The organism is Lederbergia ruris (assembly GCF_018332955.1).
GTDB classification, from domain to species: Bacteria; Bacillota; Bacilli; order Bacillales; family Bacillaceae_C; genus Lederbergia; species Lederbergia ruris.
This window is the reverse complement of the sequence record NZ_BORB01000015.1, coordinates 26370-41297: the sequence shown is the minus strand read 5'-3', so window position 1 is coordinate 41297 and position 14928 is coordinate 26370. Positions and strand designations below refer to the sequence as shown.

Genomic DNA, 14928 nt, shown 5'->3' with positions numbered 1-14928 from the left:
TAGCTGCTTTAAATATGATAATATATTAATATTAATGAATAAAAACAACGATATTTATAGTGCGTGTTCAAAAAGGAGGATAAAAAGGACCAAGAAGTTCGAGCCGGCGCAGTTTCGAGCAGCAGAATGTATGCTTTTAAATACATGAGCAGCGCAGAAACAAGCCAACGAAGAAATTCGCAGTGTCATTTTTACCGGACTTTTTGAACAACCTCTTATAGTTTGTTGGAGTGGAAGGGGAATTTAGATGTTAAAGAAACAAGGCTTTCATGTTGCTGTAATGGGGGCAACCGGGGCGGTAGGCAGGCAGATCATTCAAACATTAGAAAAGAGAAATTTTCCTATATCTCAATTAACTTTGCTGTCTTCAGCTCGTTCAGCTGGTACAAAACTGAAATTTAAAGAAGAAACGATTACTGTTCAAGAGGCCGTTCCAGAGTCTTTTGAAGATGTTGATATTGCTTTATTTAGTGCGGGTGGGAGTATATCGCAAAAATTTGCTTCAGAGGCTGTCCAACGTGGTGCAATTGTAGTGGATAATACGAGCGCTTTTCGTATGGATCCTGAAGTTCCGCTTGTGGTTCCAGAGGTGAATGCACATAAACTTCGAGATCATAAGGGTATTATTGCTAATCCCAATTGTTCTACGATTCAGATGGTTGCAGCGTTAGAACCCATTCACAAAGCTTTTGGACTTAAAAAAGTGATTGTTTCTACTTATCAAGCTGTTTCAGGTGCAGGAGCTGAAGCTATTCAAGAGTTAAATGACGAAGCGAATGCGATTCTAAATAATCAAGAATATAAGCCTTCCGTTTTGCCTGTTGCAAGTGGAGATAAGCATTACCAAATCGCTTTTAACGCCATTCCGCAAATCGATGTATTTACAGATAATGGATTCACATTTGAAGAAATGAAAATGATCAATGAAACAAAGAAAATTATGGAAATGCCAGAACTGAAAGTAGCCGCAACTTGTGTACGTCTACCAGTTGAAACAGGTCACTCTGAATCTGTCTATGTTGAATTAGATAGAGAAGATCTTAAGGTGCAAGATTTATGGGAGGTTCTTTCAGAAGCACCTGGTATTACACTTCAAGACCAACCTGAAGAGCAAATTTACCCAATGCCTGCAACAGCTGTTGGGAAAGATGATGTCTTTGTGGGAAGAATCAGACAAGACCTTGACGAAAAGTCTGGTTTCCACATGTGGATCGTTGCAGATAACTTGTTAAAGGGTGCAGCATTGAATACAATACAAATTGCAGAAAGTCTAATTAAGTTAGGGTTAGTAACGAAGTAGGAATTGTTCATTATAGGGGTGTCATCATGAAAATAATCATCCAAAAATTTGGCGGAACATCGGTTCAAAATCATGAAACGAGACAATATGCTCATAAGCACATTCAGAATGCCATTAAACAAGGGTATAAGGTGGTCGTAGTGGTTTCCGCCATGGGAAGAAGCGGAGCTCCATATGCGACCGATACATTATTATCACTTGTAGGCGGCTCTAACACCTTTTTGAATAAAAGGGAACAAGATCTATTGCTTTCATGTGGTGAAACGATCTCAAGTGTTGTTTTTACGAATGAATTATTAGAAAAGGGATTGAAAGCTACGGCTTTAACTGGGGCTCAAGCAGGCTTCATCACAACAAATGATCATACGAACGCAAAAATTAATGAAATGAATTGTAAAAGGCTTTTAAAGCAATTAGAGTCAATGGATGTAGTGGTTGTTGCCGGTTTTCAAGGAGCAACAAAAGAAGGAGACGTGACCACGATTGGAAGGGGAGGCAGTGATACTTCTGCTGCAGCTTTAGGTGCAGCCTTAAACGCCGAATGGATTGACATTTATACCGATGTCGACGGCATGATGACAGCTGACCCAAGATTAGTTAAAAAAGCACGTTCCCTTTCATCTGTGACTTATAATGAAGTATCGAATATGGCCTATGAGGGGGCAAAAGTGATCCACCCAAGGGCTGTAGAAATTGCGATGCATGCTAAAATACCGATTAGAATCAAATCAACTTACACTGATTCTCCAGGAACGCTCGTAACTTCCTTAGATGCTCAAACCGAAAAATTTGCTGTAAAAGAGCGACTTGTAACCGGAATTGCTTATGTTCCCAATGTTTCTCAGATAAAGGTGAATGCGAATAAAGGGGAATATAACCTTCAAGCCGATGTGTTTAAAGCAATGGCAAATGAAGGCATTAGTATCGACTTTATTAATATTTCTCCTAATAATGTGATCTATACTGTTCCTTCTACTGTATTGGGAAAAGCTGTATCTGCTTTAGAGAAAATCGGATATACCCCTAGTGTGGAAAGTAATTGTGCAAAGGTTTCTGTTGTTGGGGCAGGGATTACAGGTGTTCCTGGAGTAACAGCTAAGATCGTCGCAGCCTTATCTGATAAGGAAATTAGGATACTTCAATCAGCTGATAGTCATACCACAATTTGGGTGCTCGTAAATGGGGATGATTTAGTCAATGCAGTGAATGCTTTGCACGATGTATTTGAACTACAAAATGAAGAAGTTCAGTACGAACGATAAGGATGGAGGTGTTTTTATGGTTCATTTCGGCCGAGTGTCAACAGCGATGGTCACTCCCTTTGATCGCAAAGGGAACATCGATTTCTCAAAAACCACAATGTTAATTGATCATTTGATTAACCAAGGTAGTGATTCTCTTTTAGTTGCTGGCACAACAGGCGAGTCGCCAACATTAACGACTGAGGAAAAGTTAGCCTTATTCGAACATGTAGTAAAAACAGTGGGTGGGAGAGTCCCTGTTATTGCTGGAACAGGCAGTAATAATACGTATGCTTCTGTAGAGTTAACAAAGAAAGCCGAGGAAATTGGCGTTGATGCTATTATGCTAGTCGCTCCTTATTATAATAAGACCAATCAAAAGGGACTATATGAGCATTTTTCAACAATTGCCCGGTCAACCAATCTACCTGTTATGATTTATAATATTCCAGGAAGATCTGTTATTAATATTGAGCCTGAAACGATCATTGAATTAGCCAAAATCGATAATATTATTGCAGCCAAAGAAGCGAGTGGTAATCTTGATGCGATGGCTCAGATTATCGCCGAAACTAAAGAAGATTTTCTTTTATATAGTGGGGATGATGGTTTAACTTTACCAGTCATGTCTATTGGAGGTTGTGGCGTTGTCTCGGTTGCTAGTCATGTAATTGGTCCAGAAATGCAACAGATGATTCAATTGTATGAACGAGGAGAAACTGCCCAGGCAGGTCAACTCCATAGAGACCTTTTACCGATCATGCGGGGATTGTTTGCAGCTCCAAGTCCTGTTCCGGTTAAAACCGCATTACAATTACTTGGATTTGATGTAGGTTCGGTTCGCCTCCCACTCGTTCCCTTAACAAGTGATGAGCGTGTTAAATTAAATGATTTGTTATCAACAATTAGATAATTAAAGTACGTGTTCAAAACCCGGACTTTTTGAAAGTAAACCTAAAGAACTGTCTCAATAATGGGATTTAGCCTTTCCTCTATATAGGATAGAGAAATGCGTTTAAAGGCTAAACTCTCCGGGACAGTTCTTTTTCTATGGTGCAGGGAGACTTCAGATAGATACCCAAATGTTTGCGGTATTCTTATTGTGAAGTAAATAAGCTTGTACAGGTTATGTACATTCAAGTATAATGAAACTACTGATGAAGATCGGAAATAATTGGTAGGAGGAAAAGATTTTGGCAAAAACAAAAAACGAAGTCATCAAAGTCATACCATTGGGGGGAGTAGGAGAGATCGGCAAAAATATGTATGTCATCGAAATCGATTCGGAAATCTTTATTATCGATGCCGGTCTTATGTTCCCTGAAAATGAAATGTTAGGTATCGATATTGTCATACCTGATATTACATGGCTTGTTGAACAGAAAGATCGAATTAAAGCGATATTCCTAACACATGGACATGAAGATGCGATCGGAGCATTGCCATATATTTTTCGAAAATTAAAAGTACCTGTTTACGGATCAAAATTAACAATTGCATTAGCTAAAGAAAAAATGAAAGAGCAAAATGTGAAAACAGAAGGTTATTTTCATACGATCAAATCAAGTTCTCGCTTAAGATTTGATGGTGTGAACGTTACTTTCTTTCATACAACCCACAGTATCCCCGATTCCCTTGGAGTTTGCATCCATACCTCTGAAGGGAAAATCGTCCATACAGGAGATTTTAAATTTGACCAAGCTGCTACTGAATTATATCGTTCGGAAATGGGAAAAATGGCAAATATTGGAGAGTCAGGAGTCTTATGTCTATTATCGGACAGTACAGAAGCGGAGCGACCAGGTTTTGCGATTTCGGAATCTGTTACAGGAAGAGAAATTTCTGATGCATTCCATGCTGCCAAAGGAAGAATCATTGTAGCTTGTTTTGCTTCCAATTTTATTAGAATTCAACAAGCCCTTGACGCAGCATTTGAAAACAATCGTAAAGTAGCGGTGGTTGGTAAAAGTATTGAAAAAAGCTTTGAAATCGCATTAAAATTAGGTTATATTACGGTAAAAAATCCTGAGAATATTATCCCTATTCATGACATTGAGAAATTTAAAGATCATGAAGTGGCGATTATTTTTACTGGTGTCATGGGGGAACCTATTGAAGCCCTGCAAAAAATGGCGCGGCAAAATCATAAGAAAATTAATGTGAAAAAGGGAGATACCGTACTTATTACAGCTACCCCGTCTCCAGCGCTTGAGACTAGCTTGTTTAAAACAATTGATATGCTAAGTCGAGCAGGAGCAACAGTAGGATCATCCAATCGGAAGGGTTATGTTTCTGGGCATGGAAGTCAAGAAGACTTAAAGTTGATGTTAAATCTAATGAAACCCAAATATTTTATCCCGATTCAGGGAGAATATCGAATGCTATACTCCCATGCTAAATTGGCCGAAGAAGTCGGTGTACCGAAAGATCACATTTTCATCCCGGGAAAAGGGGATGTGATCGAATATAAAAACGGGAAAATGTCCGCTGGAAAACGAGTTCAATCCGGAAATGTTTTAATTGATGGAAGTGGTGTTGGTGACGTCGGGAATATCGTTTTACGAGATCGAAAACTATTATCCCAGGACGGCATTTTTATCGTCGTTGTCACGATTAATAAGAAAAATAAAAGAATTGCTTCAGGTCCTGAAATTATTTCAAGAGGCTTCGTATATGTACGCGAATCTGAAAAATTGCTTGATGAAGCTTCCGAAATCGTCCGGGGAATTGCGGAAGAAGCCATTGCAGAAAATACATTCGACTGGGCAAGTTTCAAGCAAGATATTAGAGACCGCCTAAACCATTTTCTCTATGAGCAAACGAAACGCAGACCAATGATCCTTCCGATTATTATGGAGGTATAATATAAAAGCTGCTCCCTAAAACTAAAAATGGGGGTGGCTTTTTTAATGGCTTTCATTTTTCTTTTCTATCTGCATGAAAAAATCTCCTCCGTTCATACTATAGATATTATTTGTTCAAGCGAGGGAGGATATTATGAGCCAGTCCTATAGAGCTAATGCAGAATCTGAACAAGAACCAAATCGTCAAAATGAGGAAAAGGGAGAAGAGGTTGTTGAAAAAATTCAGCAACTCGGCCAAACGAAAGTTCCTGAACTATCACAAGACAGCAATATTCACTGTTTAACGATCATTGGCCAAATCGAAGGGCATATGCAATTGCCACCCCAAAACAAAACGACAAAATATGAACACATCATTCCTCAATTAGTCGCAATTGAACAGAATCCTAAAATAGAAGGGTTACTAGTCGTTTTAAATACAGTAGGTGGGGATGTAGAGGCTGGACTTGCCATCTCAGAAATGATAGCGACGATCTCGAAACCGACTGTCTCCATTGTATTAGGTGGAGGTCATTCGATTGGAGTTCCAATTGCTGTATCGTGCGATTACTCATATATTGCAGAAAGCGCCACGATGACGATTCACCCAATACGGTTAACCGGACTTGTTATCGGTGTTCCCCAATCATTTGAATATATGGATAAAATGCAAGAACGCGTTGTAAAATTCGTCACAAAGCATTCCAATATTTCAGAAGAAGTGTTCAAGGATTTAATGTTTGCCAAAGGGAATCTTACAAGAGATATTGGAACGAATGTAGTAGGGGAAGACGCAGCGAAAATAGGTTTAATTGATGAGGTTGGAGGTATAGGGAATGCTATCCAAAAGCTTCGAGAGCTAATTACAGCTAAACAAAATAACTCACCAGGTGGAGATTTGATCCAATGATTATCCATACGATTGTCCCACCAGAACTTATTTTTCAAGGATTAGAGCAAGAGTTCGCGAGTCAACAAATGATTACAAGAAATGGCATTCCGTTAATAGTGGAACAAGATGACAATATGTATAAAGTCGTGCGAATAATGAGTAGTAATCCCGATGATTATTTGAGAAATGATTTGTACCCTGGCGCCCTCATTTCTCTGTATGACAACTGATCATCGTCAATAGGAGCTGTCCAAAAAGTCCGTTCATTGACTTTCTGGACAGCTCCTATTTTTATAGCCTTTTAAAAATAGGGGGGATTATCCAAATATGGTATAATATACACATTAAAAAATTGGGAATCCTAAATGGTGAACGGACTGCTTTTTTATCCTTCGTGTAATATTATGAATTGGGCAAGGTGATAGTATGGCAAAAAATAAACGTAAAAGCCGAAAACGCTCGAAAAAAAAGATGCAAGAAATTTTAAAGTTTGAAATAACAGGGATTATATTACTCGCATTATGTTTGATTATTATTGTAACGGGTGACAAGCTTTTTCCGATGAATTATCCTTTTTATTTTCTATTTGGTGAATGGCATATTGTTGGTCCATTAGGACTTATTGGAATTGCGGGATATATGATCATTAAGAGGGAAAGACCTACCTTTATTAGTTATCGGCTTTTTGGAATTTATATTATCATTGCCTGCTTGTTACTTTTATCGCATATTAAATTCTTCGATTTGAAAATTGAGAGCGGAAAAATTCAGGGTGTCAGTATTATTGCCAATACCTTTCATGATTTTTTTCAGATTGTAAAGGGAAATACCTCGACTAAGGAATTTGGCGGTGGAATGGTTGGAGCTATTTTAACTTCTGTTACCTACTTTATTTTTGGATCTTTAGGAACAAAAATTTTAAGCTTCTTTCTTATGATTATTGGTCTTATGTTGATTACAGGAAAATCAATCGGAGAACTGTTTGCAAAGATTGGGAATTCGTTAGCTGTTTTTATAAAAAAGCAGTGGGAACAATTAAAATTAGATGTAAAAGAATGGCGTGAAGATCAAAAAAAGAAGAAAGAAGAACAAAAACAAAAGGAACATCAGGATGGGAACAAAGAAAATGTGACAGATGCACACCAAAAAGAAATGGATGCTGCAGAGGATGAATTTGACAGTATCCCTGAACCCATTATCTCAAGTTTTACGGAACGGGCATACCAAGAAATGGACGAGTTAGAGGAGGAGCAGAATAAAGAAGAAATAGAAAAGACAATAGATGAATCAGTACCGCCAATGGCTTTTACTGAGCATGAAAATGTAGATTATCAACTTCCTTCTATACAACTTTTAAAAAGACCAAAAGCGACTGATCAAACCAATGAATATCAATTAATCCAGGCAAATGCATCAAAGCTTGAAAAAACGTTTCAAAGTTTCGGGGTAAAGGCAAAAGTAACACAGGTTCATCTTGGTCCAGCTGTAACGAAATATGAAGTTCATCCTGAAGCCGGTGTGAAAGTGAGCCGAATTGTGAGTCTTAGTGACGATATTGCTCTTGCCCTAGCCGCTAAGGATATTCGTATGGAGGCCCCTATCCCTGGAAAATCAGCTATTGGAATTGAAGTCCCTAACTCGGAGGTTGCGATGGTATCACTGCGTGAAGTATTGGAATCGAAAGAAAATGATAAGCCGGAAGCGAAACTGCAAATTGGTTTGGGACGAGATATTACCGGGCAAGCAGTAGTAGCGGAATTAAATAAAATGCCTCACATGCTTGTTGCCGGTGCTACTGGAAGCGGGAAGAGTGTTTGTATTAATGGAATTATTACAAGTATTTTAATGAGGGCGAAACCTCATGAAGTGAAAATGATGATGATTGATCCGAAAATGGTGGAGTTAAATGTTTATAATGGTGTCCCCCATTTACTCGCCCCTGTTGTGACAGACCCTAAAAAGGCATCTCAAGCTCTTATGAAAGTAGTGAATGAGATGGAAAGACGGTATGAGTTATTTTCACACACAGGTACGAGAAATATTAGTGGCTATAATGAATTTATAGTAAGAATGAATGCGGAAAACGATGAAAAGCAACCGCTGTTACCATACATTGTTGTCATTGTCGATGAATTAGCAGATTTAATGATGGTGGCATCAAATGATGTGGAAGATGCCATCACTAGGCTGGCACAAATGGCTCGGGCCGCTGGAATCCATCTCATCATTGCTACTCAAAGGCCATCAGTCGATGTGATTACAGGTGTTATAAAAGCTAATATTCCTTCTAGAATTGCGTTTGCTGTATCATCGGCAACAGACTCGCGTACGATTTTAGATTCAGGAGGAGCAGAAAAATTGTTAGGACGAGGGGATATGCTGTTCTTACCGGTAGGAGCTTCAAAACCCATTAGAATTCAAGGAGCCTTTCTATCAGATCAAGAAGTAGAGGAAGTAGTTGAATATGTGATCGGTCAACAAAAAGCTCAGTATCAAGAAGAAATGATCCCGGATGATGTCCCAGAGGTCGTAGAAGAAGTAACGGATGAGCTCTATGAGGAAGCTGTACAATTAATAGCCGAAATGCAAACCGCCTCGGTCTCCATGCTTCAACGACGATTTAGAATTGGTTATACGAGGGCGGCAAGATTAATAGACGAAATGGAAATGCGCGGAATTGTCGGACCATACGAAGGAAGTAAACCAAGGACTGTATTAATCCCTAAAAGTAGTATAGAAGAGCATAGCTCCTAGAAAAGCGGAAGGCGGTTATTTGACCTCAATCCCCTACCGCCTGAGCTAGACAAAAAGATTGTCTGATCGATTAGCTACCTGTTCGCATATTTCATATTTAATAACATAAAATAAAGTGCATCACTTATATTTCTTTGATGCACTTTATTATAAAAATATTATGTAAAGTAACGCGCGCATCCCTTTTAACTATCATTAATGGAGGTTTAACCAATGGAATTTGAAAAAGAACATATTGTAAAAATGAACGGTTTTACTCTACATATGCTGCAGACTGAGAAATATAAAACCAATACGATTGTCTGGAAAATGAAAGCTCCCCTGCAAAAAGAAACGGCTACATTAAGAGCGTTATTGCCATTAGTTATGCAAAGTAGCACAAAGAAATATTCTACTACTGGTGCGTTACGATCCTATTTGGATGAATTTTATGGTGCATCTTTTTACGCGGATACGAGTAAAAAGGGAGAAGAAAACATCATTAGTTTTACATTAGAAATAGCAAATGAGAAATATTTGCAAGACAAAACTCCTCTTTTACATAAGGGGGTTGAATTTTTAACTGAAGTGTTACTTCATCCCAATGTCACGAATGACCAATTCGATGATAAAACAATGAAAAAGGAAAAAAGAGGATTAAAAGAAAGAATTCATTCTCTTTATGATGATAAAATGCGCTATGCGACCGTCCGCTTGGTAGAGGAAATGTGTAAAAATGAGCCCTATTCGATTCAGCCAACTGGAGAACTCAATGAAATTGATGGGATTACAGGTGAACAGCTTTACGAATATTACCAACAAGCTCTTAACGAGGATCAAATTGATTTGTATATCATCGGAGACATTCAGTTATCGGAAGTCCAAAATTTATTTTCAGTTTTGTCTCTTTCCGATCGGGTCATGAAGCAAAAAAATAGACCAGCAAAAAAGGATATTGAGGAAATTAATGTAGTAAAAGAACATCAGGACTTAAATCAAGGTAAATTAAATATTGGCTGCCGCACAAATATTCTTCTTGGAGATCAAGAATACTACGCTTTACAGATGTTTAATGGTATTTTTGGTGGATTTGCTCACTCAAAACTGTTTATTAATGTACGGGAAAAAGAAAGTCTAGCTTATTACGCTGCAAGTCGAATTGAAAGTCATAAAGGTTTACTGATGATCATGTCAGGGATCGAAAATCAAAATTATGATAAAGCCGTTTCCATCATTAAGGAACAATTGGAAATGATGAGGTTAGGCGAATTTACGGATAAAGAAATCGAGCAAACAAAGGCAGTCATTAAAAATGAGCTTTTGGAAACTCTTGATTCTCCTAAAGGTTTTATAGAGGTTCTCTATAATAATTATATAGGAGATAAAAATATCACGTTAGCGAATTGGCTTGAACGGATTCAAGCAGTTTCAAAAGAAGAAATTATTGAAGTAGCCAAGAAGATCGAAATGGATACGATTTACTTTTTGGCTGGAACGGAAGGTGAGTAAAAAATGAATAAAGTAGAATTTACTCAAATAAACGAAACATTGTATCATGAAAAATTGGATAATGGCTTAGATGTTTATATTTTACCTAAACCTGGATTTAATAAAACCTATGTGACGTTTACAACAAAATATGGTTCCATTGATCATCATTTCAAACCACTTAATCAAGCTGAATTTAAACGTGTCCCTGATGGCATCGCCCATTTTCTAGAACATAAGATGTTTGAAAAAGAGGATGGGGATACTTTTCAAACATTTAGTAAACAAGGGGCATCGGCCAATGCCTTTACATCTTTTGATCGGACCGCTTATTTATTTTCCAGTACAGATCATGTAAAACTTAATTTAAAAACTTTGTTGGATATGGTTCAAAAACCTTATTTTACTGAAAAGACGGTAGAAAAGGAAAAAGGGATCATTGGCCAGGAAATTATGATGTATGACGATAACCCTGATTGGAGGGCTTATTTCGGGACAATCGAAAATATGTATCATCATCATCCAGTGAAAATAGATATTGCTGGTACGGTAGAATCCATATCACATATTACGGCTGAATTGCTCTATGAATGTTATGAGACCTTTTACCACCCGAGTAATATGATGTTATTCGTCACAGGACCACTCGATCCTACGGAAATCATGACGTTCATTCGGGATGATCAGGCGGCAAAGCAGTATCAAGCAGCACCAGAAATTGAGCGCATGTTTGAGAACGAGCCAGAAACAGTCGCTCAAAAAATGCAGGTGCTAGAAATGAATGTACAGACACCTAAATGTTTTGTAGGAGTGAAATCTACAAAGATTGACCAAACAGGTAAAGAAATGTTAAAAAATGAATTATCTACATCTCTTTTTATGGACATATTGTTTGGCAAAAGCTCTGATTTGTATGAAGAGTTATATACAAGTGAATTAATTGATGATACCTTTCAATATGAATATTCACAAGAACAAAGCTATGGTTTTGCCATTATTGGCGGAAACACGAAAAAACCTGAAGAGCTTGCGAATAAGGTGAATAGCATTTTGTTAGAGGCAAAGACTGGGAAATATATTACAGAAGAAACACTAGAAAGAGCTAAGAAAAAACGAATTGGTCGATTTCTACGCTCACTAAATTCCCAGGAGTACATTGCGAATCAATTCACAAGATTTATTTTTAATGAAATGAATTTATTCGATGTTGTTCCCGTATTAGAGAAATTGACCATTCAAGATGTTTTATCAGCGGCTAATGATTTGATTGAAGAAAGCCGGATGACGGTTTGTCAAGTTGTTCCAAAACAGTAAATTGGCAACGGATTTCTAAAAGTGTTTTGCCCGGTCCCGAATTGTGCGTGCCGGGCATTTTTAATTGAAGGAGCGAGGGGAATAAGATGCGGAAATTTGCTTTAATCACTGGGGCTAGCGGAGGGATTGGTTCAGCGATAGCTGAAGAACTAGCTAGTCAAGGATGGAATCTCTATTTACATTATCATAAAAATAAGCAAAATGTATTTCATTTAATGAATCAATTAAACCAATATAATATAGAATGTATTCCAATTTGTACCGATTTATCAACGAGAGAGGGGACTAACCAGCTTCTTGAGAACATCTTCCAAATTGATGCAATTGTTTATTGTTCTGGTTCGGCACCATATGGTCTTTTTTCTGACTTGGATGAAATGGAAATGGACAAAATGTGGCAACTTCATATAAAAAGTCCGATGGTATTGGTCCAAGCATTATTACCCCGTTTAATGCAACGTCCATCTTCTCGTATTGTGCTTATTAGCTCAATATGGGGACAAACAGGAGCGGCTTGTGAAGTGATATACTCGACCGTTAAGGGGGCGCAAATAGCGTTCGTTAAATCATTAAGTAAAGAAACAGCGAGTTCAAGCCTACGAATTAATTGTGTTGCTCCTGGGGCAGTCAAAACGAATATGTTAGCCCAGTTTAATTCACAAGAATTACAAGATCTTGAATCCGCTATTCCCCTCGGATACATAGCTGAACCACAAGATATTTCTGGCGCTGTTTCTTTCTTATTATCTGAAAAGTCTTCCTATATAACTGGACAAGTTTTAGCAGTAAATGGTGGCTGGTATACATGATTTCCAAAGAATAATGTAATTTTGACTTGTACATAATAACTGTGAAGTTGTTCAATTAAAGGAGGATATGACATGTCAATTCTTAATAATTGGGATCAATGGAAAAACTTTTTAGGTGACCAACTTGATGATGCACAGGATCAAGGAATGTCCGGAAAAGTTATTAATAAAATGGCCCATCATGTAGGCGATTATTTAGCCAATCATGTAGACCCGAAAAATGAGCAACAAAGAGTTTTATCTGACCTTTGGTCTGTTGCTTCGGAGGAAGAACAAGAAGCCATTGCTAGTGTGATGGTAAAGCTTGTAGAAAATAACAGTACTAAATAATATCGAAGGACAAATTGACTGGTTCTAAAGTAATTTCTTTTCCCTTTTTCGAAAAGAAAACGCTCTAGAACCAGTCTTTTTTTCGTCTCATTCACAATATGTTTTTCTTTCAAATTAAATGATTATCCGTTATTATATATACTAGACATCTTTACGTAAACTTTAGTTTGACCGAGGAGTGGGTCGCAGTGGATCGGAAAGAATGGTATTTTGAATATGAGATTACAATTGATCGACCCGGTCTTTTAGGAGATATCTCTTCGTTATTAGGGATGCTATCGATTAATATCGTTAGCATTAATGGGGTAGATAGTGGAAGACGTGGTCTTTTGATACGTGCTAGTAATGAAATGCAAATAAAACGATTAGAATCGATTTTAGATACAGTTGATACAATTAAAGTGACAAAGATGAGGGAACCAAAGCTTCGTGATCGTTTAGCAGTTAGACATGGTCGCTATATTCAACGGGATATGGATGACAAAAAGACATTTCGATTTGTTCGGGACGAACTAGGACTTCTTGTAGACTTTATGGCTGAATTATTTAAACAAGAAGGGCATAAACTAATTGGGATTAGGGGAATGCCACGAGTGGGGAAAACTGAATCAGTGGTGGCCTCGAGTGTTTGTGCAAATAAAAAATGGCTGTTTGTTTCTTCCACTTTATTAAAACAAACGATACGTAAGGAATTAATTAAGGATGAATACGATGCCGACAATATCTTTATTATTGATGGGATTGTATCTAGAAAGCGTGCAGATGAAAGGCATTTGCAGCTTGTCCGAGAAATTATGCGGCTCCCCGCTGTGAAAGTAATCGAACATCCCGATATTTTTGTTCAGCATTCTGAGTATTCGATTGAAGATTTCGATTATATTATCGAACTAAGAAATACACATGAGGAAAAAATTACATACGAAGCGGTTTCGCAAAACAACCTTTTTAGTGAACCTAATTTTGGGTTTGATTTTTAGGATAGGCAGGTGTTGGCATTGTCAGATTTAGGTAGCAGACTGCGGATGGCGCGAGAGGAAAAAAGTCTTACATTGGACGAACTTCAAGCTATTACAAGAATACAGAAACGGTATCTGTCTGCGATTGAAGAAGGAAATTTTGAAGTGATGCCAGGGAAGTTTTATACCCGGGCATTTATTAAGCAATACGCTGAGGCTGTTGATCTTGAGCCTGAAGTTCTGTTTGAGGAATATAAAAATGAGATCCCTGTAGCTTATGAAGATGATTTGCCTGAGAAATTAACACGTGTACAATCGCGAAATTCAGTGTCACGTAAAACGTCGAAAATTATCGAGTTTTTTCCTAAAATTTTAATGGCTATTTTCTTTATAGCGATTGTGGTTTTGATATGGTATTTAGTAACCAATTTTCTAACTTCAAATGATAAAAATCCAGTAGATAAGCAAAATGAAGGGATTAATATTACCGAATCAAATGATGTATCTCCGCCTGATACCAGTGAAGGTGATGAGGAGGATCAGACGGATTCAACCGAGCAAGATGAATCAGAGAATACGAATGATCAATCAGAAGAAAGTGAAGAAGAGGAAGAGCAGAAAATCACGATGGAAGGAGTTTCAGGAAATACAACAACTTATGAGGTTACCAATGCTGCCGATAAGTATGAAGTGACGGTAAAAGCGACGGATTCTGGAGAAGCATGGATTCAAGTGACCAATAATAGCGATAAACAATACGCGTCTAAGAAAATAGCTAACGGGGAAAGTGAAACGTATGATTTCTCCGAAGACTCAGAAGCGTACATTCGGACGGGGAGAGCAATGGATACGGAAATCTATGTAAATGACGAGAAACTAGAATTGGAAAGCGATGCGACCGTACAAAATATTATTATAAAGTTTAATAAGCAACAACAATAATTTTCCCGCCGCTTGCCGGCGGTTATTTTTACTAAGTTTAAATTGAGAGAGTTTTAAGCATTTGATTGGGAGGAACTGTG

At 37.8% G+C, this 14928-nt stretch carries 13 protein-coding genes; all 13 read left to right on the top strand.

The annotated features are described in order from the left end of the window. Positions 1 to 247: 247 nt before the first annotated feature. The 13 genes from asd to KI363_RS10275 all read left to right on the top strand — a co-directional run bounded on the left by asd (position 248) and on the right by KI363_RS10275 (position 14848). Positions 248 to 1300, top strand: coding sequence for an aspartate-semialdehyde dehydrogenase (gene asd / locus KI363_RS10335; protein WP_212966276.1), 1053 nt, complete (start codon positions 248 to 250; stop codon positions 1298 to 1300). 26 nt (positions 1301 to 1326) lie between these two features. Continuing rightward, positions 1327 to 2562, top strand: coding sequence for an aspartate kinase (dapG, locus tag KI363_RS10330; protein ID WP_212966275.1), 1236 nt, complete (start codon positions 1327 to 1329; stop codon positions 2560 to 2562). A 16-nt stretch (positions 2563 to 2578) separates the two neighbouring features. Then, entirely contained in the window at positions 2579 to 3454 is an 876-nt protein-coding gene (dapA, locus tag KI363_RS10325; RefSeq protein WP_212966274.1) for a 4-hydroxy-tetrahydrodipicolinate synthase, read from the top strand. Positions 3455 to 3734: 280 nt separating this feature from the next. Further along, entirely contained in the window at positions 3735 to 5405 is a 1671-nt protein-coding gene (locus KI363_RS10320) for a ribonuclease J (protein ID WP_158322160.1), read from the top strand. A 133-nt stretch (positions 5406 to 5538) separates the two neighbouring features. Next, positions 5539 to 6294 (top strand): ClpP family protease, encoded by a 756-nt coding sequence (locus tag KI363_RS10315; RefSeq protein WP_158322159.1) that lies wholly within the window; start codon positions 5539 to 5541, stop codon positions 6292 to 6294. Next, a complete protein-coding gene (locus KI363_RS10310; protein WP_158322158.1) occupies positions 6291 to 6506 on the top strand; it encodes a YlzJ-like family protein in 216 nt (71 codons plus the stop codon). Before KI363_RS10315 ends, KI363_RS10310 begins: the two co-directional genes overlap by 4 nt. A gap of 196 nt (positions 6507 to 6702) precedes the next feature. Next, positions 6703 to 9030: an FtsK/SpoIIIE family DNA translocase gene (locus KI363_RS10305; protein WP_158322157.1), complete on the top strand. Its 2328-nt coding sequence runs from the start codon at positions 6703 to 6705 to the stop codon at positions 9028 to 9030. Positions 9031 to 9243: 213 nt separating this feature from the next. Further along, a complete protein-coding gene (gene yfmF / locus KI363_RS10300) occupies positions 9244 to 10518 on the top strand; it encodes an EF-P 5-aminopentanol modification-associated protein YfmF (protein ID WP_158322156.1) in 1275 nt (424 codons plus the stop codon). A 3-nt stretch (positions 10519 to 10521) separates the two neighbouring features. Then, complete coding sequence (gene yfmH / locus KI363_RS10295; protein WP_158322155.1) at positions 10522 to 11811, top strand: EF-P 5-aminopentanol modification-associated protein YfmH; 1290 nt, start codon at positions 10522 to 10524, stop codon at positions 11809 to 11811. An 86-nt stretch (positions 11812 to 11897) separates the two neighbouring features. Next, complete coding sequence (ymfI, locus tag KI363_RS10290) at positions 11898 to 12620, top strand: elongation factor P 5-aminopentanone reductase (protein ID WP_158322154.1); 723 nt, start codon at positions 11898 to 11900, stop codon at positions 12618 to 12620. A gap of 72 nt (positions 12621 to 12692) precedes the next feature. After that, complete coding sequence (locus KI363_RS10285; protein WP_158322153.1) at positions 12693 to 12950, top strand: DUF3243 domain-containing protein; 258 nt, start codon at positions 12693 to 12695, stop codon at positions 12948 to 12950. A gap of 188 nt (positions 12951 to 13138) precedes the next feature. Then, entirely contained in the window at positions 13139 to 13927 is a 789-nt protein-coding gene (locus KI363_RS10280; RefSeq protein WP_158322152.1) for a YmfK family protein, read from the top strand. Positions 13928 to 13945: 18 nt separating this feature from the next. After that, a complete protein-coding gene (locus KI363_RS10275; protein ID WP_212966273.1) occupies positions 13946 to 14848 on the top strand; it encodes a helix-turn-helix domain-containing protein in 903 nt (300 codons plus the stop codon). The last annotated feature ends 80 nt before the right edge of the window (positions 14849 to 14928 follow it).

Coding starts and splice junctions, on each gene's coding strand:
- asd (WP_212966276.1), top strand. CDS start 248: ATGTTAAAGAAACAAGGCTTTCATGTTGCTGTAATGGGGGCAACCGGG.
- dapG (WP_212966275.1), top strand. CDS start 1,327: ATGAAAATAATCATCCAAAAATTTGGCGGAACATCGGTTCAAAATCAT.
- dapA (WP_212966274.1), top strand. CDS start 2,579: ATGGTTCATTTCGGCCGAGTGTCAACAGCGATGGTCACTCCCTTTGAT.
- KI363_RS10315 (WP_158322159.1), top strand. CDS start 5,539: ATGAGCCAGTCCTATAGAGCTAATGCAGAATCTGAACAAGAACCAAAT.
- KI363_RS10310 (WP_158322158.1), top strand. CDS start 6,291: ATGATTATCCATACGATTGTCCCACCAGAACTTATTTTTCAAGGATTA.
- KI363_RS10305 (WP_158322157.1), top strand. CDS start 6,703: ATGGCAAAAAATAAACGTAAAAGCCGAAAACGCTCGAAAAAAAAGATG.
- yfmF (WP_158322156.1), top strand. CDS start 9,244: ATGGAATTTGAAAAAGAACATATTGTAAAAATGAACGGTTTTACTCTA.
- yfmH (WP_158322155.1), top strand. CDS start 10,522: ATGAATAAAGTAGAATTTACTCAAATAAACGAAACATTGTATCATGAA.
- ymfI (WP_158322154.1), top strand. CDS start 11,898: ATGCGGAAATTTGCTTTAATCACTGGGGCTAGCGGAGGGATTGGTTCA.
- KI363_RS10285 (WP_158322153.1), top strand. CDS start 12,693: ATGTCAATTCTTAATAATTGGGATCAATGGAAAAACTTTTTAGGTGAC.